Origin of the sequence: Streptomyces sp. NPDC051569 (assembly GCF_044454085.1) — a bacterium.
In the GTDB taxonomy this organism is placed as follows: domain Bacteria; phylum Actinomycetota; class Actinomycetes; order Streptomycetales; family Streptomycetaceae; genus Streptomyces.
Genome location: NZ_JBITDJ010000001.1, coordinates 478,178 through 497,932, shown reverse-complemented (window position 1 = coordinate 497,932; position 19,755 = coordinate 478,178). Strand labels below are relative to the sequence as shown.

17 protein-coding genes and 2 pseudogenes are annotated in these 19,755 nt (G+C 69.0%); 7 read left to right on the top strand and 12 right to left on the bottom strand.

From position 1 onward, the window contains the following. From ACIBAE_RS02110 to ACIBAE_RS02090, 5 genes are all read right to left on the bottom strand, one after another. Complete coding sequence (locus tag ACIBAE_RS02110; protein WP_399281825.1) at nt 1-2,118, bottom strand: putative bifunctional diguanylate cyclase/phosphodiesterase; 2,118 nt, start codon at nt 2,116-2,118, stop codon at nt 1-3. A 241-nt stretch (nt 2,119-2,359) separates the two neighbouring features. Continuing rightward, nucleotides 2,360-4,543 carry an NAD-dependent DNA ligase LigA gene (gene ligA, locus ACIBAE_RS02105; protein WP_399281997.1) on the bottom strand — a complete coding sequence of 728 codons (2,184 nt, stop codon included), beginning with the start codon at nt 4,541-4,543 and terminating at the stop codon, nt 2,360-2,362. Between the two features lie 151 nt (nt 4,544-4,694). Next, the gene (locus tag ACIBAE_RS02100; RefSeq protein ID WP_399281824.1) at nt 4,695-5,723 is read right to left on the bottom strand and encodes a methionine synthase; all 1,029 of its coding nucleotides are present in this window, start codon (nt 5,721-5,723) and stop codon (nt 4,695-4,697) included. Then, nucleotides 5,720-6,409, bottom strand: coding sequence for an SDR family oxidoreductase (locus tag ACIBAE_RS02095; protein WP_399281823.1), 690 nt, complete (start codon nt 6,407-6,409; stop codon nt 5,720-5,722). Before ACIBAE_RS02095 ends, ACIBAE_RS02100 begins: the two co-directional genes overlap by 4 nt. Before the next feature lie 15 nt (nt 6,410-6,424). Beyond that, a complete protein-coding gene (locus ACIBAE_RS02090; RefSeq protein WP_399281822.1) occupies nt 6,425-6,964 on the bottom strand; it encodes a TIGR00730 family Rossman fold protein in 540 nt (179 codons plus the stop codon). Nucleotides 6,965-7,052: 88 nt separating this feature from the next. On the opposite strand from ACIBAE_RS02090, the gene ACIBAE_RS02085 reads away from it, so the two are divergent. Beyond that, nucleotides 7,053-7,382 (top strand): DUF427 domain-containing protein, encoded by a 330-nt coding sequence (locus ACIBAE_RS02085; protein WP_399281821.1) that lies wholly within the window; start codon nt 7,053-7,055, stop codon nt 7,380-7,382. 115 nt (nt 7,383-7,497) lie between these two features. Beyond that, nucleotides 7,498-8,274 carry an alpha/beta fold hydrolase gene (locus ACIBAE_RS02080; RefSeq protein ID WP_399281996.1) on the top strand — a complete coding sequence of 259 codons (777 nt, stop codon included), beginning with the start codon at nt 7,498-7,500 and terminating at the stop codon, nt 8,272-8,274. 153 nt (nt 8,275-8,427) lie between these two features. Here ACIBAE_RS02080 and ACIBAE_RS02075 read toward each other — a convergent pair. Continuing rightward, a pseudogene (locus ACIBAE_RS02075) lies at nt 8,428-8,813 on the bottom strand (substrate-binding domain-containing protein); the annotation flags it as partial. A gap of 63 nt (nt 8,814-8,876) precedes the next feature. Between ACIBAE_RS02075 and ACIBAE_RS02070 the strand changes: the two are divergent. From ACIBAE_RS02070 to ACIBAE_RS02055, 4 genes and pseudogenes are all read left to right on the top strand, one after another. Continuing rightward, nucleotides 8,877-9,101, top strand: a pseudogene (locus ACIBAE_RS02070) (carbohydrate ABC transporter permease); the annotation flags it as partial. A 508-nt stretch (nt 9,102-9,609) separates the two neighbouring features. Further along, nucleotides 9,610-10,140 carry a DUF5753 domain-containing protein gene (locus tag ACIBAE_RS02065; protein ID WP_399281820.1) on the top strand — a complete coding sequence of 177 codons (531 nt, stop codon included), beginning with the start codon at nt 9,610-9,612 and terminating at the stop codon, nt 10,138-10,140. Between the two features lie 93 nt (nt 10,141-10,233). Continuing rightward, nucleotides 10,234-10,431, top strand: a complete 198-nt coding sequence (locus ACIBAE_RS02060; RefSeq protein WP_399281819.1) for a hypothetical protein — start codon at nt 10,234-10,236, stop codon at nt 10,429-10,431. A 1,082-nt stretch (nt 10,432-11,513) separates the two neighbouring features. Continuing rightward, nucleotides 11,514-12,359, top strand: coding sequence for a helix-turn-helix domain-containing protein (locus ACIBAE_RS02055; RefSeq protein WP_399281818.1), 846 nt, complete (start codon nt 11,514-11,516; stop codon nt 12,357-12,359). A 675-nt stretch (nt 12,360-13,034) separates the two neighbouring features. Here ACIBAE_RS02055 and ACIBAE_RS02050 read toward each other — a convergent pair. The 4 genes from ACIBAE_RS02050 to ACIBAE_RS02035 form a co-directional block, all read right to left on the bottom strand. Beyond that, complete coding sequence (locus tag ACIBAE_RS02050) at nt 13,035-13,469, bottom strand: hypothetical protein (protein ID WP_399281817.1); 435 nt, start codon at nt 13,467-13,469, stop codon at nt 13,035-13,037. A 177-nt stretch (nt 13,470-13,646) separates the two neighbouring features. Beyond that, nucleotides 13,647-14,492, bottom strand: a complete 846-nt coding sequence (locus tag ACIBAE_RS02045) for a helix-turn-helix domain-containing protein (protein ID WP_399281816.1) — start codon at nt 14,490-14,492, stop codon at nt 13,647-13,649. Between the two features lie 78 nt (nt 14,493-14,570). Continuing rightward, entirely contained in the window at nt 14,571-14,819 is a 249-nt protein-coding gene (locus tag ACIBAE_RS02040; RefSeq protein WP_399281815.1) for a hypothetical protein, read from the bottom strand. Between the two features lie 540 nt (nt 14,820-15,359). Beyond that, nucleotides 15,360-15,629, bottom strand: a complete 270-nt coding sequence (locus ACIBAE_RS02035) for an acetamidase/formamidase family protein (protein ID WP_399281814.1) — start codon at nt 15,627-15,629, stop codon at nt 15,360-15,362. Between the two features lie 131 nt (nt 15,630-15,760). Between ACIBAE_RS02035 and ACIBAE_RS02030 the strand changes: the two genes are divergently transcribed. Then, on the top strand, nt 15,761-17,197 hold the full coding sequence (locus tag ACIBAE_RS02030; RefSeq protein ID WP_399281813.1) for a hypothetical protein: 1,437 nt from the start codon (nt 15,761-15,763) through the stop codon (nt 17,195-17,197). Between the two features lie 128 nt (nt 17,198-17,325). Here the strand turns inward: ACIBAE_RS02030 and ACIBAE_RS02025 are convergent, their stop codons facing one another. Both ACIBAE_RS02025 and mnmA read right to left on the bottom strand, forming a co-directional pair. Beyond that, the gene (locus ACIBAE_RS02025; protein ID WP_399281812.1) at nt 17,326-18,027 is read right to left on the bottom strand and encodes a class I SAM-dependent methyltransferase; all 702 of its coding nucleotides are present in this window, start codon (nt 18,025-18,027) and stop codon (nt 17,326-17,328) included. Between the two features lie 582 nt (nt 18,028-18,609). Further along, the gene (gene mnmA / locus ACIBAE_RS02020) at nt 18,610-19,740 is read right to left on the bottom strand and encodes a tRNA 2-thiouridine(34) synthase MnmA (protein ID WP_399281811.1); all 1,131 of its coding nucleotides are present in this window, start codon (nt 19,738-19,740) and stop codon (nt 18,610-18,612) included. Nucleotides 19,741-19,755 lie beyond the last annotated feature (15 nt).

Below are 19,755 nucleotides of genomic sequence, written 5' to 3'. Positions count from 1 at the left end.
CTACTGGACGACCCGGGCCGCCTGCGCGCGGCGGGCCGCTTCCAGTTCCGCGGGGCGCTGCCAGCCACGCTCGCCCCTGGCCAGCAGCCAGGCCGTCGCCTCCGGGGGCGGCATCGCGGCGGCCACCAGCCAGCCCTGGACCGCGTCGCAGCCCAGGTCCCGCAGGCGCTCCCAGGTCTCGTCGTCCTCGACACCCTCCGCGACGACCAGCAGGCCCAGCGAGTGCGCCAGGTCGACGGTGCAGCGGACGATCTCCGCGTCCTCGTTGTCGACGGCGAGGCGGGCCACGAAGGAGCGGTCGATCTTGAGCTCGCTCACCGGGAGCCGGCGCAGGTGGACCAGCGAGGAGTACCCCGTACCGAAGTCGTCGAGGGACATCTTCACGCCGTGACCGGTGAGGGCCGCGAGGGTGTCGGCGGCCCGCTGGGGGTCCTCCAGGAGGACGTGTTCCGTTATCTCCAGCTGCAGGGATCCGGCGGGGACGCTGTGGCGGGCCAGCCGGGCCGCGACCGCGCCCGCGAAGCCGGGGGTGTGGACATCGCGCGGTGAGACGTTGACGGCCACCGGCACCATCAGGCCCTGGGCCCGCCAGCGGGCGACCTGGGCGAGGGCCGTCTCCAGCACGTACTCCGTCAGATGCGGCATCAGGCCGGAGGATTCGGCGATCGCGATGAACTCGTCCGGGGGGACCCGGCCGCGGTCCGGGTGCACCCAGCGCACCAGTGCCTCCAGGCCGGCCACCTGGCCGTCGAAGCGGACCTTGGGCTGGTAGTGCAGCTCCACCTCACCGGCGTCCAGCGCGCGCCGCAGGTCGCCGAGCAGACCGAGGCGGTCCGGGGTGTTGGAGTCCCGCTTGGACTCGTAGACCTCGACGCCCGTACGGTCCCGCTTCGCCTGGTACATCGCCACGTCCGCGCGGCGCAGCAGGCCCTCGGCGTCCTGCGCGTGCTCGGGGTAGACGGCGACCCCGGCGCTCGCCTCCAGGACCAGGGTCAGGCCGTCGAGGTCGAGCGGCGAGGACAGCTCGGCCACCAGGTGGCGGGCGACGCGCTGGGCGCTGGTCGTGGAGTCGCAGGTCGGCAGCAGCACCGCGAATTCGTCGCCGCCGAGCCGGGCGACCTCCGCGCCGCGCGGCAGGGCCAGCCGGAGCCGGTCGGCGATCTGCAACAGCAGCCGGTCGCCGGCGAGGTGGCCGAGGGTGTCATTGACGGAACGGAAGCGGTCGAGGTCGATCAGGACCAGCCCGGACCGGGCGCCGAGGCCCTCCGCGTCCTCCAGTGCCGTCCAGGCCCGCTCCAGCAGCCACTGCCGGTTGGGCAGCCCGGTCAGCGGGTCGCGCAGCTGCTCCTCGGCGCGCGCCCGGGCGATCCAGAGCGTGGAGTCCAGGGCGATCAGCGGGATGGAGAAGAGCGGCAGCAGAACGGGCAGGGCCATCGCGACCACACAGATCAGCGGGGCGATGCCGAGGAGGGCGACGGCGACCATACCCTGCCGGTACAGGGCCGAACGGGCGACGGTCGGCAGGCCACCGCCCTGGGGGGCCGTCATGTACCAGAGCAGCAGCCGGGTGACCGCGAGATGGGCGCAGGCCGCGAGGACGATGCCCAGGGCGCTGCCGATCCCCCAGTGGAGCGGCTGCCAGGGATGTTCGACGGTCGGGACCTGGCCGAACGCCGCGAGGACGAGCGCGGCGGCGCCGATGCCGAGCATGTCCGCGGCGCCCTGGGTGACGCCCTGGCGCCAGCGGCGCCTGCGGGCCACGCCGACCAGCACCACGACGGCGAGGCTGACGAGTCCGGCCGGCACCCAGCCGTACAGCAGCAGGACGGCGAGCGTGAGGGCCGCTCCCGAGCCCGTGCCGCCCCACCAGCGGTCGCGGCCGAGCGCGACCAGATGGCCGACGATGATGCCGGTGAGCACGGCCATGGCCCAGCCGCTCGTACCCCCGGGGAAGAGCGCGCGGCCGTCCCCGACGGCCCGGACGAGTCCGGTCGCCAGCACGGCGACGGCCACTCCCACCACCAGGGCGGGCGCCATGGCGGTCATGCCTGTCAAGCCCGCGATTCCCGCGAATCCGCGCGGGGGTGAGACCGGGGCGGCGCTCTCGGTCGGTTTCATTCCCGTCCCTCTTCACAGCCGGCGGTGCCGATGCCACGCGATGGCACGTTGTCATGCCACCACGGCTGGAATCGCACCACGCAGCCGTGCACGACAGGCGCACATCTCAACAGTAGGCGGGTAAACCCGTCAACGGGCAGCGCTCTCCTGCTGTTGCCCGAATGCCACCTGCCCATCCGTATCCATCTGATATGCGCCCGAACGGGTGAACTTGACGGTCTGCCACCGAAGGTCCGACTCGCTACTCCTCGGGGGTGACCGCGGCTTCCCTGGCCGCCTCCGGTCCTTGTGCGAGCAGGACGGTGAAGCCCTCTTCGTCCAGGACCGGCACCTTCAGCTGCATGGCCTTGTCGTACTTCGAACCGGGATTCTCCCCGACCACGACGAACGACGTCTTCTTCGAGACGGACCCGGTCACCTTCGCGCCACGCGTCTGGAGCGCCTCTTTCGCGCCATCCCGCGTGTACCGCTCCAGGGTGCCGGTCACGACGACGGTGAGGCCCTCCAGCGGCCGGGGGCCCTGCTCCTCACCCGCGCCCTCGTCCTCCGTACGGACCCCGGCGGCCCGCCACTTGCGCAGGATCTCGCGGTGCCAGTCGACCTCGAACCATTGCTTGAGGGAGGCCGCGATGGTCGGTCCGACGCCCTCGACGGCCGCCAGCTCCTCCTCGCCGGCCTGCTCGATCCGGTCGATCGAGCGGAATTCCCTGGCCAGCGCCTCGGCCGCGACCGGCCCCACGTGACGGATGGAGAGCCCGACGATGATCCGGGCCAGCGGCCGCTCCTTGGCCGCCGCGATGTTCTCCAGCATCGCCAGGGCGTTCTTCCTCGGCGCGCCCTCCTGGTTGGCGAAGACCGTCGCGATCTTCTCCTCGCCGGTCTTCGGATCGCGCTTGGGCAGCCCGCTGTCCTGGTCGAGGACGTACGCCCGAATGGGGAGCAGTTGTTCGATCGTGAGGTCGAAGAGATCACCCTCGTCGGCCAGTGGCGGCGTGCCCGGCTCCAGAGGCTTCGTCAGGGCGGCGGCGGCCACGTAGCCGAAGTTCTCGATGTCGAGCGACTTGCGGCCCGCCAGATAGAACAGCCGCTCGCGCAACTGGGCCGGGCAGCTACGGCCGTTGGGGCAGCGCAGGTCGACGTCGCCCTCCTTCATCGGGCGCAGCGCCGTGCCGCACTCGGGGCACGCGGCCGGCATCACGAACTCGTACGCGTCGTCGGGCCGCAGATCGATGACCGGGCCGAGGATCTCCGGGATCACGTCGCCGGCCTTGCGCAGCACGACGGTGTCGCCGATCCACACGCCCTTGGCCTTCACCACGTCCTGGTTGTGCAGGGTGGCGAACTCGACCTCGGAGCCCGCCACCGTGACCGGCTCGACCTGGGCGTACGGCGTGACGCGGCCGGTGCGGCCCACGCCGACCCGGATGTTGACCAGCTTGGTGTTGACCTCCTCGGGCGCGTACTTCCAGGCGATCGCCCAGCGCGGGGCGCGCGAGGTGGAGCCCAGCCGGCCCTGGAGGGGGATCTCGTCGAGCTTGACGACCACCCCGTCGATCTCGTGCTCCACCGAGTGGCGGTTCTCACCGAAGTACGCGATGAACTCCCGGACGCCGTCGAGCCCCTGGACGACCTTGTTGTGCTGGGCGGTGGGCAGGCCCCATTCCCGCAGCAGCTCGTAGGCGCCCGACAGGCGGTCGGTGTCGAAGCCCTCGCGCGCCCCGATGCCGTGCACCACCATGTGCAGCGGCCGGCCGGCGGTGACCTTGGGATCCTTCTGGCGCAGGGAACCCGCCGCCGCGTTGCGCGGGTTGGCGAAGGGCTTGTCGCCGGCCGCCACCAACCGCTCGTTCAGCTCCTGGAACGCTTCCATCGGGAAGTAGACCTCGCCGCGGATCTCGACGAGATCGGGGACCCGCTCGCCCCGCAGCCGGTGCGGGATCTCGGCGATCGTCCGGACGTTGGGCGTGATGTCCTCGCCGGTGCGGCCGTCGCCGCGGGTGGCGGCGCGGGTCAGCCTGCCGCGCTCGTAGGTGAGGTTGACCGCGAGGCCGTCGACCTTCAGCTCGCACAGGAAGTGGTAGTCCGGGGTGCCCACGTCCTTGGCGACGCGGTCGGCCCAGCCGGCCAGCTCCTCGTCGTCGAACGCGTTGTCCAGGGAGAGCATGCGCTCGCGGTGCTGGACGGCGGTGAATTCCGTCGCGTACGCCCGCGCGACCTGCTGGGTCGGCGAGTCGGGCGTACGCAGCTCGGGATATCTCTCCTCCAGCTCCCGCAGCGACCGCAGCAGCCGGTCGAACTCGGCGTCGCTGACGACGGGCTGGTCCTTCACGTAGTACCGGAAGCGGTGCTCCTCGATCTGCTCGGAGAGCTGCGCGTGCTGCTCCCGTGCGTCCGCGGGCACTGCCGTCTGCTGTTCGCCGGCCACCGTTTCGTCCTCCCGTTCACCGATGTTCACCACCACCCGGAGCCCCGCCGCCCGGGACCCCGTCGCCACGCCCCGTCAGCACGGCCCGGCGCCACGGCCCGGCCACGCCCCGGCGCCACGGCCCGAGGCCACGATCCGTCTTCCGGAATCGTCACTCAGGGTTGTCCGCGAGGGATTTCGCGGCCGTGACGCAGTGCGCCAGCGCGGCGTGCGCGTACGCGGGAGAGGCCCCCGCGAGCCCGCACGCCGGGGTGAGCACCACGGACTCCGTGAGAGTCCCCGGATTCAGCCCCAGCCTGCGCCACAGCGTTCTGACACCCATGACGCTACCGGCCGGGTCCGACAATCGGCTGTCGGTGCCCGGCACGATTCCGGCGAAGAGTTTCGTACCGCCCTCCACCGCCTCGCCGATCGTTTCCTCGTCACGTTCGGTGAGCAGGCTGAAATCGAAGGAGACGGCGTCCGCGCCCGCCCTCCGCAGCAGCGCGAACGGCACGTCGGGTGCGCAGGAGTGCACGACCGCGCCCCCCTCGCTCACCGCGATGACCTCCCGCAGGGCACTCTCGACGGCCTGGCGGTCCACCGCCCGGTGCGTGCGGTAGCCACTGGCCGACCTGATGTGTCCGCGCAGGACGGAGGTGAGGGACGGCTCGTCGAGCTGGAGAAGCGGTACGGCGCCGGGCACCCGGCGCCGTACCTCCGCGAGATGCGCGGTCAGCCCCTCCACCAGCGATCCGGTCAGATCACGGCAGGCGCCGAGGTCGCTGAGCGCCGACTCCCCGTTACGCAGTTCCAGCGCGGCGGCGAGCGTCCAGGGCCCGACCGCCTGGATCTTGAGCGGACCCTCGTACCCCTGGGTGAACTCCTCCAGCGCGTCGAGGTCCTCCCCCAGCCAGGAGCGGGCCCGCTTGGTGTCCCGGCCCGGCCGGTCGCTGATGCGCCAGCCGCTGGGCTCCACCCGGGCGTAGACCTCGGCGAGCAGCCCGGCCGTCCGCCCGATCATGTCGGCGCCGGGGCCGCGCGCGGGCAGTTCCGGGAGGTACGGGAAGTCCTCGAAGGTGCCGGTGACGGCCCTGGCGCTCTCCCGGGCGTCGCCGCCGGGCATCGACCCGACGCCGGTGGCGGAGCCCCGGAGAGCCGACCGGAGAGCCGACCGGGGTGCCTCGGCGGCCTCGCTCACCGGCCCGGCCGTACGGTCAGGTCGTCGATCTGCGCGTCACGCGGGAGGTCGAGCGCCGCGAGGATCGTCGTCGCGACCGACTCCGGGTCGATCCAGCGGGACGGGTCGTACTCGTTGCCCTCCAGCTGGTGGATCTTGACCTGCATGGGGCTCGCGGTACGGCCCGGATAGACCGAGGTCACGCGCACACCGTTCGGCTTCTCCTCCTGGCGCAGCGAGTCCGCGAGTGCCTTGAGGCCGTGCTTGGAGGCGGCGTACGCGCTCCACTCGGGTCCCGCGCTGAGTCCGGCGCCCGAGTTGACGAAGATCACCTGCCCGTTCGAGACCCGCAGCTGGGGCAGGACGAGCCGGGTCAGCTCGGCGGGGGCGACGAGGTTGACGTTGAGCTGGCCGTGCCAGGCCTTGGTGGTCAGTTCCCCGACCGGTCCGAGGTCGACGACGCCCGCGATGTGCAGGAGCGAGTCGAGCCGGTCCGGGACGGACTGCTGGGCCAGCGCCCAGGAGAGCCGGTCGGGGTTGGCGAGGTCGCCGACGAGGGTGCGGGCGCCGGGCAGCTCCGCGGCGAGTTCTTTGGCGCGCCCGGCGTCGCGGGCGAGGAGCAGGAGGTCGTCGCCGCGTTCGTGCAGACGGCGCGCGACGGCGGCGCCGATGCCTGAGCCCGCCCCGGTGATCAGATGAGTAGCCATGCGGTCATGGTCGCATCACCGGGGACCCGCGAACGCCTCCAGGTAGGCGAGGGCGTCCGCCCCATCGTCCGCGAAGAAGACCAGGTCGGTGAGGGGAACGGGCAGGAAGCCCTCCGCGTCCATGCGCAGGAACTGCTGCTTGAGGCCGTCGTAGAAGCCCGCCGTGTTGAGCAGCACCACCGGCTTGGCGTGCAGGGCGTGCTTCTTGAGCTCCAGGATCTCGGTGGCCTCGTCCAGGGTGCCGGTACCTCCGACCATGATCACGATCGCGTCGGATCTGGCGAGGAGCAGCGCCTTGCGTTCGGCGAGGTCCCTGGCGACGATCATCTCGTCGGCGTTCGGCCTGGCCATGGCGCCGAGGAAGTCCACCGAGACGCCGACGAGCCGGCCGCCGGCCTGCTGGACCCCGTCGGCGACGACCTTCATGAGCCCGCTGTCGGAGCCGCCCCAGACCAGGGTGTGGCCGCCCCGGCCGATCAGCTCGGCGAAGGCGCGGGCGGGGCGGGTGTAGCGCTCGTCGAGGTCGGCGGCGGAGAGGAAGACGCAGATATTCATCGGCCAACCGTAGGGCGGGAAGACCTCGCGGTGGTTCGTTGCTGAAGCATGGGAAGGCATCCGATCGCCGAAAGGGACACTGGTCACCATGGCAACAGGACATACCATCACCATTGAACAGGGCACTGAGCATGTACGCGTCGTGCGCGACGGCAAGGTCCTCGCCGACAGCCGTCGGCCCCTGCTGCTGCACGAGACCGGACACTCCGTGCGGTACTACATCCCGCCGGAGGATGTGAGCACCGAGCTGCTGACGCCCTCGTCGAGCACCAGCCACTGTCCTTACAAGGGCGACGCCTCCTACTGGTCCCTCCCGGGCGCCGAGGACCTGGTGTGGGCCTATCCCGAGCCGTTCGCGGACGTCGCGCAGATCAAGGACCACTTCTCCTTCTACGACACCGAGGTCGTCTCCGGCTGAGGACCCGGCCGCGGAAATCCGGCCGGGGGAACCGGTACAGAATCCGGCCGGGAAAAATCTTCCGGCCGAGCGATGAGTCGCGCCGCCCGCTCCGGTCTGAGTCGGCATGGACACCATGCGCAAGGCGAAGTCGGGGGACGGCACCCTGATCGCGTACCGGCGGTCGGACGACGGGCCGCCGGTCATTCTGGTGGGCGGCGCGTTCAGCACGGCGGAGTCCGCGGCTCCGCTGGCCAGGCTGCTCGCGCCGCGCTTCGGCGTGATCACGTACGACCGGCGCGGGCGCGGCGCCAGCGGCGACACCCCGCCGTACGCGGTGGAGCGTGAGGTGGAGGACCTGGCGGCTCTCGTCGCCGAGGCCGGCGACGGCGTCTCCCTGTACGGCATCTCCTCGGGCGCCTGCCTGGTCCTGGAGGCGGCGGCCGCCGGGCTGCCGGTGGCTCAACTGGCGGTGTACGAGCCCCCGTACACCACCGATCCGGCGGATCTGCCGGGGAGGGCGGCCTTCCTGGAGCGGCTGACCGACCTGCTGTCGCGGGGGCGGCGGGACGAGGCGGTCGAGCTGTTCCTGACGCTGGCGGACCTGGAGCCCGAGGTGATCGGCGGGATGCGGCGGTCCCCGATGTGGCCGGGCCTGACGGATCTGGCGCATACCTTGGCGTACGACCACGCGATCCTGGGAGCGGGGCCGGTCCCGGCCGACAGGCTGGCGGCGATCGGCACCCGCGCCATGGTGGTGGACGGCGGGTGCAGCCCGGCGTCCCTGCGGAACGCGGCGAAGGCGGTGGCCGAAGCCCTTCCCCGTGGCCGGCACCGCACCCTCACGGGCCAGATGCACGACGTGGCGCCGCACGTGCTGGCGCCGGTGCTGGAGGAGTTCTTCGCGGTCTGACCCCCGGGGCGCGCGCACGGGGGGGGACCGGCGCGCACGGGGGTCAGGACGGTGAACCCATCGGCCTGTCCGCCCGCCCGGCGGCGGCGCGGCGCAGGAATCGCGGCTCACCAGGCGGGTCGGCAGGCGCAGGTGCGGCGTGGACGGGGTCCGGCCGGCGAGGATCTCCAGCAGCATCTCGACCGCCCGCTGTCCCATCAGCTGCAGCGGCTGTTCGATGGTGGTCAGGGGGGCCGGACCATGACGCTCTCGGGGATGTTGTCGAAGCCGCTGACGGACAGGTCGTCGGGCACCTTCATGCCGAGCGTGAGGGCGACCTCCATGGTGGAGATCGCCGACAGGTCGTTCGCGGCGAAGATCGCGGTGGGCCGTTCCGGCAGCTCCAGCAGCCGGCGGGCCGCCTCCATCGATTCGCTCTCCTCGTACCCGGCCGCGCGCACCAGATCGGGGTCGTACGCGATGCCCGCGCCCTCCAGGGCCGCCCGGTAGCCGACCGGCGGCGGTCCCGGCAACGCCACGCGGCTGCTGCCCCTGGACATGCATCTGACGGGCTTCAGCTCCAACGACATGGGCGGCGCCAGTGTGCTCGCCGTCATCCTCGTGACGGACTGCACGTGTGGAACGGCTTCCTCTTCCCGCTGATCCTCACGCAGAGCCCCGACCAGCGGGTGCTGCCGATGGCGCTGTGGACGTTCCAGGGCGAGTTCACCGTCAACGTCCCCGCGATCCTGGCGGCCGTGGTGCTCTCCACGCTGCCGATGCTCGCCGCCTATCTGGTGGGCCGGCGCTATCTCGTACGCGGCCTCACCGCCGGTTTCGGCAAGTGACCGGGGCCCCGGCCCCCGGTACAGCTTCGGCCCCCGGTGCGGGTCCGGCCCCCGACCCAGGCCCGGCCCCGGGCCGCCGGTCCGGCCCGCCCCGCCCGCCCCGTCCGCACGTCCCCCACGTTCCAGGAGTACGACACCACCATGAGCCACGCGTCCGTGAAGTACGACCCCTCCGTGATGATCCGTGTCGAGGGTGATCACCTCGTCACCGCGGCAGGCGACACGATCCGGCTGCGCGGGTGGGCCTCGGCGGGTGGATGAACATGGAGAACTTCATCACCGGCTACCCCTCGACCGAGGAGCTCCAGCGCAAGGCGCTGCGCAAGGTCCTCGGCGAGGACGCGTACGACGCCTTCTTCGACCGCTTCCGCAGGTGGTGCGCGGCGTGCGGTATAGACGACCAGGCGGCCGACATCATCGCCGCATCGCGTACGGCTGATTCCGCATACGTCGAATGGCGGCAGCTCCAGCGCACCGGGCTGCGGCGTCTCCAGAGTCTCGTCTGCCGTTGTACGAACGCACACGGCTGTTCCGCGGCTACGCCTCACATGTGGTGTCCGGACTCTTCCAGACGCCCGCCTACGCGACCGCGCTGCTGTCCATCATCGGCCGTTTCCACAGCGCTCCCGACGACACCGCCCAAGCCGTCGCCGCCCGCACGGCCCGTGCCCGCGTCCTCCATGAGGGGAACCACCGGTTCACGATGCTGATGGAAGAGTCCGTCTTGCGCTATCAACTCGGCGACACTGCGACCATGGCCGGGCAACTCGGCCACCTGCTGTCGGTCATGTCGCTGCCCGCCGTGTCCCTGGGCATCGTCCCGTTCGCGGCACGGGAACGCCGTATGTGGACACTGGAGGCCTTCAACGCCTTCGATGACCAGCGAGTACATGTGGAATTGCTCTCCGCTCAAGTCACGGTAACCGCACCCAGCGAGGTCGCTCTCTACCTCAAGGCTTTCGCCGAGCTGCGGGAACTGGCCGTATACGGAGTCGAGGCACGCGGGCTGGTAACAGCCGCCATTGACGCGCTGCGCTGAAACTCGCGTGCAACCGAGTAGAACTGACTACTACATGTTCGCTCCTCCCCGTTCCTAGCGTGGTCTTCACACGGACAACGCGAGGAGACCGGGATGACCGAGCCGACGAGATACAGCACCGCGCCGGTTGAACTTCCCCTGCGATGGGAACCCGAACCGCAGCCGGTACCGGGCTGTGCCGGGTGCACCGAGCCGGCGAACGTCCGGGACCGGGCCCGGGCGGGAGGCGACATGACGACCGTCTCGGACTGCAATGTCTTTCTCAACCGGCACCCCCAGGGTCACCAGTGACGGCGCCGACAGCCGCGCCGCTTCGCCAGAGGACCACACGGTCCCGGGACACCCCGCCGACAGGCGCCCCGGCCGTACGCTGCTGCGGGTTGTGCACGGGGCACCGTGAGGTCTGGTGCGGACGAGTGCTGCGGATTCGGCGGTTGCGAGCGCTGCGGGCGTACGGGCCGCCTGCCGTGCCCCTCGTGCGTAGGCGGAAACGCCCGACCGATCCGGTGGTGACCTTCCGGAGCCCCGGCCGTGAGGCGGAACCGACGGGGCCGGCCGGCCTCATGCGCAGGAGAACGGCGCTCCTGCGCAACATGATCCGAGAGTGGGCATGACAGCAGGCGGGCGTGCCGCCCACACTCGTTATCACTATCGATTACAACCATGCAGGAGAATTCCTCGGGGCGCAGCGGGAACCGGAGTCCGACGGAGCCCAGTGGTTGCGCATCCGGGACACCGCATTGACTGAGGCCGTACCCTTCGCCGACTGGTGGGCACGAGGGTATGAACCTTCATGGACGGCGTGCGCTCGTCAGAAGTGGAGTTCCGTTTCGTCGTCCTTCGCCTCTCCGAATCGCCCTTCGACGCCCTGGGGGTCGCAGCCGACCGAGGCAGGCGTCTTGGCGTCGTCCACGAGGAGGAGGGAGGAAGCAGCCCGACTCCGCCGCCGGACGAGGCTTTTCGGATGAACCCCGCTGTCCCGCCGGCGAACTCACTCCGCCCCGCCCGAATGAGCCCACGCCGGGAGGGGCGGGACGGTCCCCTACACCCCTCCTCGCCGTAGAAGTTCGTGCAAGTCGCTGGTGCGTCAGGACGATCCGGCACAAGCTCAGTCATGTCGATCGCCGCCCCCTGCGAAGGAGGACACAACAACCTTGACCGACGGACATGCCGCGGAGAGCCCAGCGATGCCGTACAGCGAGTACGCACTGACCGGTGAGTACAGGAAAGGGGTAATGACCGATGAGGACCTCGTAACCGACTGGACCGTGGTGGAATTGTGCGCGTCGGCTTTCCCTGTCACCCGGGACCACGCCACACCGCACGAGGAGTACCGACGGCCAGTCTGAACAGCGCACTCGGAACGGTAGAACGTGACGGCATCGTCCAGCGTCCTGAAAGCCCGTGAGGCTCTGGGCAAGCGCCTGCGTGAGATCCGCAAGGATTCGGGTCTGACCGCGCGGGAGCTGGCCGCACGGGCCGGCTGGCATGAGTCCAAGTGCAGCCGTATCGAGAACGGGCGTACGGGGCCGTCGGACGAGGATCTGAGGGCATGGACTCTGCACTGCGCCGCTGAAGGACAGACGGCCGACCTGATCGCCGCAGCCCGTAACATCGATGGCGCCTACATCGAGTGGCGGCGCATGGAACGCTCCGGCCTGCGCCGTGCCCAGGAGTCGGTCCTCCCCCTGTGGGAACGGACCCTGCACTTCCGGGCCTACTCGTCATGGATCATTCCCGGCCCACTCCAGACTCGCGACTACACCGAGTGGCTACTCAGGTCGATTCGCGACCGGCGCGAGCTTCCTGATGACCTGGAAGCGGCCGTTCAGGTCCGCGTCGACAAACAGAACGTCCTGCACAAGGGGCGGCACCGCTTCGCCATCCTTCTGGAAGAGAGCGCCCTGCGGTATCGCGTCGGCGGCGCTGAGACCATGGCAGGACAGCTCGGGCACCTGCTGTCCGTTACGGCGCTGCCGAATGTCAGCCTGGGGGTGATCCCACTGACAGCGGATCGCACCGCTCTGTGGCCTGTCGAAGACTTCTGGATCTTCGATGACGCCCAGGTGAACGTCGAGCTGGTATCGGCGTTCCTCACGATCACGCAGCCCCACGAGATCGGCATGTACGCCCGTACTTTCGCTGACCTGGCAGAGATGGCCGTCTACGGTGCGTCCGCGCGCGCCTTGATCACGGCAGCTATCGACTCTTTCGGGTGACTGTGTGCAAGTTGGTGCATATTCGTTGAGGCCCACCTGGCCCGATTCCTAGCGTTGTCACGAAACGGACGACGCGAAGGGGTCGGCATGAGCGGACCAAGGACCAACCCGAGCGAGCCGGTTGAATTGCTGGCGCGACTCGACCCTGAGCCAGTACCGGATTGTGCCGGGTGCATCGCGCTGGCGAACGTCCGGGACCGGGCGTGGGCGGGAGGCGACATGACGACCGTCTCGGGCTGCAACGCCTTTCTCGCCCGGCATCCCCAGGGTCACTAGTGGCAGCGCCGACAGTCGCACAGCCTCGCGGGCAACGGCCCACGGGGCCGCGGAACAGCGCGCCGTCGGACGCCTCGACCGTGGTCTGGTGCGGGTTGTGCGCCGGGCACCGTGAGATCTGGTGCGAGGGATGTTGCGGCTTCGGTGGTTGCGAGCTCTGCCGCCGCACAGGCCGCCTGCCGTGCCCCTCATGCGTAGGCGGAAACGCGCGACCGATCCGGTGGTGACTGACCCTTCAGCCCCGGCCTGTTGCACCGCAACAGCGGACGGGCCCGGGCCGCGTGCCGTACGTCGGCTCTCCTGACCGGGCGGAACCGGAGCAGGGGATGGACGGCAGCGTGCTTGCCGTCCATCCCCCGGCCGAACTTCACAGCAGGTTGCGTGACCGTTCCGATCGGTCTACGAACCTCGCACGGCATAGGCGGGCCCGCCGGACTCGACGATCTCCCATATGACTCGGACAGTCCCGGAGCTCGGGGCAATGATCGCGGTGCCGGAATGGTGGATGCTGAACAACCCGGTGGCCTCCTCGCAGGACATGGACCTGCGTGAGCCGGCGATCGACGGCGGGGGCGTCACGGAAATAGTGAGGAAACCCCTACCGACACAGCCGTAGACCAATCGGAGTTGCCGTGACTCGCCGCCTCCGAAATAGACGGTGAGCCGTTCGCCCGGCTTACCGATCTGACTTGCGACGACACCCTGGACACGCATGGTGAGAAGCAGCCGCTGGTGAAATTCGTCCTCGGCGCTGTCCGGTCGATCGGACGCACCGACGCTGCTGCTTCCCTGTTTTCCTGGGTCGTCGTTGGCGTCCCCGTTCGACAGGGCCATGGTGAGCGCGCCTAATCCCATGAAAACGCCCAACAGTCCAGCGGCGCGACGGACTGTCGGGTATTGCCCACGAGAGGCCCGCCTCATGATCGGGCCGACCCCTCGCCGCACAGACCTACTCAGCACCAATCCCCCTGTCTGTGATGGATATGGAAGGAAAAACTGGTCTCGGATCGATCAGGCGAAGGCCGCGAGGGCCATGGCAATGAGCGAGATGGCCCCCGCGCCGTGCACCGCGTACTGTCCGAGGTCAGCAAAGGCATCGATGTACTGCTTCACTTCACGCGACTGCTTCAAGGTGATGAAGGCTGAAACCAGTTCCACATTGACCTGCCGGCCATCGAAGATCCAGAAGTCTTCGACCGGCCACATCGCGCTCCTGTCGGCGTCCCGTGGAATAACGCCCAGGCTCACGGACGGCAGTACCGCCACCTCCAACAGGCGGCTGAGCTGCCCAACCATGAGGCCGGCGTCCCCGATTCGGTAGTGGAGCACTGACTCCTCCAGAAGGACGGCAAACTGCCTACCGCCTTCGGTGAGGGTCTTCTGCTTACTCATCCGGGCCTGGACAGCAAGGTCCACGTCGTCAGTTGCCCCTCGCCGTTCCTTGATCGCGGCAAGGACGGCGCGGGTGTAAGCCGACGTCTGCAACGGGCCGGGAACCATACAGTGCGCGTATGCCTTGAACCGTTGCGTCTGCTCCCACAGCGGGAGCACCCTCTCCTGAGCTTGTTTCAGCCCGGCCCGCTCCATCGTGCGCCACTCGACATATAGCCCATGGATGCCATGGGCCATGGAGATCAGCTCGTCCGCCTGCTCACTCGCCTCGCAGACCTGCGCCCACAAGCGAATGTCGACGATGGAAGGCGAGGCGTGACCGTTCTCGATTCGACTGCACTTGGACTCGTGCCACCCACATCGTCTGGCCAGTTCGCGGGCGGTCAGCCCGCGTTCCTGGCGAATAGCACATAAACGTTGCCCCAGGGCTAGCCTGGCTTCCCTGAGACTGGAGGAGTCTGACATGCGTCCAGTTTGCAGGCTGCGCCCCCTACATCGCCAACGAGGGGACGCAGCAACGAGGGCGGTAAAAATGGCCTTCCGCTACGATTTGATCCGCTCGATGTATGCACCGATGTGCAACACCTCGTCCGCCTGCGGGAAGAGTGCAAGCAGTCGCTTGGGGAACTCGATCACCGTTTCATGCTCGGGAACGGCGATCGAGGCAAGGCGCCTGAGGTCCTCAACCTTCCACGACTGAAACAGGAAAGTGTCCGTCTCATCGTCGTAGTAGAGTGTCGGACTGCCATTATTCGGACTTTCCGGGTCCTTGCAGAGTCGATGCAGCGCCACTTTCATCCTCCCGCGTTGGAGCTTGTACTCACCCTAGGGAGAGTGCTCGATTACCGAACGCCACGGGAAGATGCTTGCCGATACTTGCGCGACATTGTCTCTCAATCGGGCAAACTTGCGTGAATTTGCAGCTACCGCTAATTGGGCCCTCTCTTTCCTGCTCTCCGCAAACACACAGAGCTCGTAACACGATCTTGTTGAGCCACCCTGTCCGCCATCGACATGGACGAGTGACTTCTGCCGACGGAGCGGGCTGAGGTCGGGGCAGTCTCCTGGGCGCTGTCTCGCACGGAGCGCCGTCCGCCGCCTGGGCGGGGCTCGCGACGTCTGGTGCGTGCCATCGCCAAGCGGAGTAACAGTCCCGCCGATGGACCGGACGTACGTGGATGAGTCCGACGACACCGCGAGTGTGCGCCCGCCGACCAGCGGCTGTTGTCAATGCGGCGTGGCGCGGCAGATTCAGGAGGGGAGAAGCACGTGCGGCGCATGCTCGGCGATCACCGAACTTCCGGCGCGTCCAAGGCCTGGGCGGATTCCCGTTCAGGTCTCCGTCGAAGCCGACGGTGATCCGGCCGGCCGGGGTGAGTGCGTGGGCCGTCGGACCGGTGGGGACGGTTCCAGGTCAAGCGTCATGCGGGTGGTCATGCCGCACTCGACGGCCGCACCGGAGACTTCGCCGTCACCCTGGTCGGGGTGGCCGTCTCCGATGCACAGCAGCGCGTCCGGGACGGTAGCCGGGAGGGAGAGGGGGGTGGATCCGACGACCAGTTCGCGGCCGTCATGGTGGACGACGCGGTGGACCAGGACCACGTGACGCTACTCGTCGTCCCTCTTCAGCACAGGCGACTTCCTTGGTGCGGGATAGTCGACCCTCTACGCGAATGGTGTCGTGCCGGAACTGGTTACGGTTCAAAGAACACAAGTCTGGTGGACGACTTCGGATGAGCAGTTCGGACGGAACGGAAACGGGTGCCATGCGGGACGGCGGACTTCGCATGCTCGGACCGGTCATCATCCTGGGCAAGGTGGTGGCCTGGGTGGCATGCCTCCTGGTGACGGTGCTCCTCGGGTGCTGGCTCTTCATGGTCAAGTCGACACCGCGCGATGCTCTGGTGCTGGGCTGCGCGGTCGTGCTCGCTGTCCTTGCCCTCTCGGCATGGGCGTTGCGACGCTCGTCGGGCAACCCGGTCCCCGCGTTGGTGTATCGCGCCTTGGCCGACCGCGCGTCGGCCACAGGAGAGCGCGGACCCAGGACGCTCCCCGTGAGGTTGCGAGGCGCCTCCGCCCTGTTGAACGGAGCGGCCCTGTCGTTCTACGGCGGGGTTATGGTGCTGGTCCTCCCGCTCGCCCTCGGGGTGGGTACTCCCACGCCCACGGGCAAGGGAGCGCAGATCGCCTCTTCGGGCGCCGTCGTGAGGGCGTTGCCGGTCGAGTCGGTGCGGGATGTCGTCGAGGACCGGCACAAGAACGGGAGCACGTACTACTGCACCGTGACGGTGACGCTGCCTCCGGCCGACGGAGCCGGAAGCGCGAAGCGCGTCGAATTCCGATCGGAATGGCCGGATCCCGCGGCGGTCGGTGAGAACGCCTATGTCGCCTACTCCCCCGGCCGGCCCGACCTGGGAGCCGTGGGCGACAACGACAGGACCGGTGTCGACCGTCAACTCTCCGGTCGCGCCATGAACAACTGGTGGACCTGGATTCTGGGTTCGGGATGGCTGTTCCTCGTCGCGGCACTCTCCTTCGGCTATCTCACGAGCCGTAGGGACCAGCGTTTTCCGCGGCGGCCGCGCGGTGACGAACGGGTGCTGCGGGCGAGCGTGTCCGGGTACGACGGTTATGGGGCCGGGAAGGCACGCGTCTGCCTGGACACTTCCACGGGCCCCGTGCGGTTGCATGTCCAGGGGAACAACGCCAGGTACGTGGACACGGCAGGTGGCACGGAAGGCCATCTGGTCTGGGTGCCGGACCGCAACCGGCACGGAGGCCGGAAGGGGCCGCATCGTACGGGCGCGGTCTTCATCAGCGATGCCGGCTGGTTCATCCCGGGCGGGCTCGCCCCGGAGTACGAGGAGTCCGCGAGGACGGCGGCTGATCAGCACGCTTCTGTCGGCTCGACAGGCGAGAGCCGGCTGCTCGACCTCGACGGCGGCTGGATCCTCAGCATCCCGAACCGGCTGATGAACGTCCTGCTGCTCTGGACGCTCTGCGTCCTGGCGCTCGCACTTCCCGTTCCCTCGGCGACTTGGCGCCTGATCGTCGGAATCGCCGGCACGGTGGGTCTTCTGATGTACGGCCTGTACGTAGCCGTGAACCACGACCCGGCGGCGCAGCGGCAGTCGGGCGGCAGCCCGGGTGTCGTGGGGTCTGCTCCGTAGCCGTCGCCGTAGCCCTCGGCTCGGCATGAGCGGGTGCTCCGCTCAAGCCGAGCCGCTGGGCCCGGCATGTGTTCAGCCGGCCGCCGGTGTGCGCCGACAAGGCGTGGACATGGATCGCTCCGCCGACGTCAGCGGGCGACGAATGTGAACTCGAACATGTCGTTCAATCCTGATCGGAGAAAGCCTGCAGATTTCACGTAGTACGCCACCATCTTGTCAAGGCGATCCTTCCCCACTTCGGCTTCCGCTTCCTTCCTCCGCTTCTCAAGGTTGTCGACGAAACACTCCAGGGTGCGAATATAATGCGAGGCCAGAGAATCGGAGACCTGAACGTCGAATCCGGCATCCCTGCCTCTTTCGATGATCTCCTCCTTCGATATGACGCGGAACATGGGGCGATCTGCGGTGACCGTGAGAATCACCATGATCCCGCCGTCGGGAAGGATGCTGCGGCAGTGGGAGAAGAAATCTCGTTTGTTCTCGAAATTCTCGAATGCGTTAATGCAGATGATTCGGTCAACCGGTTCTGAGAAGTCTTCCCAGCGCTGAATACGAAAGTCGATCGGCGGATCGGTGGGACTCGCCTCCTGCCGCTCGCAGGCGTACCGGTGCTGTTCGCCGCTGAGCGTGATACCGGTGACGTCGGCGCCGTACCGGTCGGCCGCGACCCGGGCGGTGGCGCCCCAGCCGGAGCCGGCGTCGAGCACCCTCATCGACGGCCGAAGGTCGCATCGGGCCAGGATCGCGTCGACCTTCGCCCGCTGCGCACGGTCCAGGGACGTCTCGCCGTCGAGAAAGTAACCGGAGCTGTGATTCAGCTCCGCGTCCATGTACAGCTGGGCGTACGACGTTTCATGTTCCAAAGGACTGCCTCTCTCTTCACTCGGACATGGCACGACGTCCGGACCGGACGACCCCAAGGCATCCTCGTCCCCTCGTGACAGAGGCCACCTAACTTGACTTCAATATTGACTAATATTGCCTCCATCGTCAATAACCGAGCAGAAGTGTTCGGCTTATGGGGTGGGAGATTTCGGCGGATTTTGGCGCCGGGCAGGGAAGGCGCCGGGCAGGGAAAGAGGGAGGGGATGACGGTCGCCGGACTGCGGGCCGGCCCCACGGATCCGTGCGGCCGCTCACGTCCGTTCGTGACGCTGTTCCGAACATGATCCGGACGCGCTCCGGAAGCGGACCACCCGGCCCAGGAACACCCGGTCATGGGCAGGGCTGCCCGAACTGCCTACGCGGCACAGGACGACCCCGCCGTCACACACGCACGGCGGGGTCGTCGAGTGCTCGCCCGGTCCGGCCGGGAGGCAGTTCGCGCGAGAAGACGCGAGAGGACGCGAGAGGACGCGGGTGACCGCGTCGGGCCGGGAGCCCTGGCGGCGCCGGGCGGCCGGGGGCCGGCCTCAGCCGGTGAGCGCGGCCGTCGTACGGCGCCGGGTCGTCGCGATCGTCGCCGAGCCGACCACCCGCGTGCCGTCGTACAGGACGATCGCCTGGCCCGGCGCCACGCCCCGGACCGGCTCGTCGAAGGTGACGTGCAGCGTGCCGTCCGTCAGCTCCGCCGTCACGGGCGTCTCGCCGCCATGGGCGCGCAGCTGCGCGGTGTACGTGCCGGAGCCGGTGGGGGCGGTGCCGCACCAGCGGGGCTTGATGGCGGTCAGGGCCGTGACGTCCAGCGCGGCCGCCGGGCCGACCGTGACCGTGTTGTCGACGGGCGAGATGTCGAGCACGTAGCGCGGCTTGCCGTCGGCGGCCGGGTGGCCGATGCGCAGTCCCTTGCGCTGGCCGATGGTGAAGCCGAACGCGCCGTCGTGGCTGCCGACCTTCGTACCGGACTCGTCGACGATGTCGCCCTCGGCCTGGCCGAGGCGCTTGGCCAGGAAGCCCTGGGTGTCGCCGTCCGCGATGAAGCAGATGTCGTGGCTGTCGGGCTTCTTCGCCACGGCGAGCCCCCGGCGCTCCGCCTCCGCGCGGATCTCGTCCTTGGTGGTGAGGGTGTCGCCGAGCGGGAACATCGCGTGGGCGAGCTGGCGCTCGTCCAGGACCCCGAGGACGTACGACTGGTCCTTGGCCATGTCGCTCGCGCGGTGCAGCTCACGGGCGCCGTCGGAATCCGTGACGACCGTCGCGTAGTGGCCGGTGCAGACGGCGTCGAAGCCGAGGGCGAGCGCCTTGTCGAGCAGCGCGGCGAACTTGATCTTCTCGTTGCAGCGCAGGCAGGGGTTCGGCGTGCGGCCGGCCTCGTACTCCGCGACGAAGTCCTCCACGACGTCCTCGCGGAAGCGTTCCGCGAGGTCCCATACGTAGAAGGGGATGCCGATCACATCGGCGGCGCGGCGGGCGTCACGGGAGTCCTCGATCGTGCAACAGCCGCGCGCGCCCGTACGGAAGGACTGCGGGTTCGCGGAGAGCGCGAGGTGCACGCCGGTGACATCGTGCCCGGCCTCGGCGGCGCGGGCGGCGGCGACGGCGGAGTCCACGCCGCCCGACATGGCGGCGAGCACACGGAGGGGACGCTGGGAAGTCTGTGTCATAGCACCACCAGGGTA

Coding starts and splice junctions, on each gene's coding strand:
- ACIBAE_RS02110 (WP_399281825.1), bottom strand. CDS start 2,118: ATGAAACCGACCGAGAGCGCCGCCCCGGTCTCACCCCCGCGCGGATTC.
- ACIBAE_RS02095 (WP_399281823.1), bottom strand. CDS start 6,409: ATGGCTACTCATCTGATCACCGGGGCGGGCTCAGGCATCGGCGCCGCC.
- ACIBAE_RS02090 (WP_399281822.1), bottom strand. CDS start 6,964: ATGAATATCTGCGTCTTCCTCTCCGCCGCCGACCTCGACGAGCGCTAC.
- ACIBAE_RS02085 (WP_399281821.1), top strand. CDS start 7,053: ATGGCAACAGGACATACCATCACCATTGAACAGGGCACTGAGCATGTA.
- ACIBAE_RS02080 (WP_399281996.1), top strand. CDS start 7,498: ATGCGCAAGGCGAAGTCGGGGGACGGCACCCTGATCGCGTACCGGCGG.
- ACIBAE_RS02060 (WP_399281819.1), top strand. CDS start 10,234: ATGACCGAGCCGACGAGATACAGCACCGCGCCGGTTGAACTTCCCCTG.
- ACIBAE_RS02050 (WP_399281817.1), bottom strand. CDS start 13,469: ATGGCCCTGTCGAACGGGGACGCCAACGACGACCCAGGAAAACAGGGA.
- ACIBAE_RS02045 (WP_399281816.1), bottom strand. CDS start 14,492: ATGTCAGACTCCTCCAGTCTCAGGGAAGCCAGGCTAGCCCTGGGGCAA.
- ACIBAE_RS02030 (WP_399281813.1), top strand. CDS start 15,761: ATGAGCAGTTCGGACGGAACGGAAACGGGTGCCATGCGGGACGGCGGA.
- ACIBAE_RS02025 (WP_399281812.1), bottom strand. CDS start 18,027: ATGGACGCGGAGCTGAATCACAGCTCCGGTTACTTTCTCGACGGCGAG.
- mnmA (WP_399281811.1), bottom strand. CDS start 19,740: ATGACACAGACTTCCCAGCGTCCCCTCCGTGTGCTCGCCGCCATGTCG.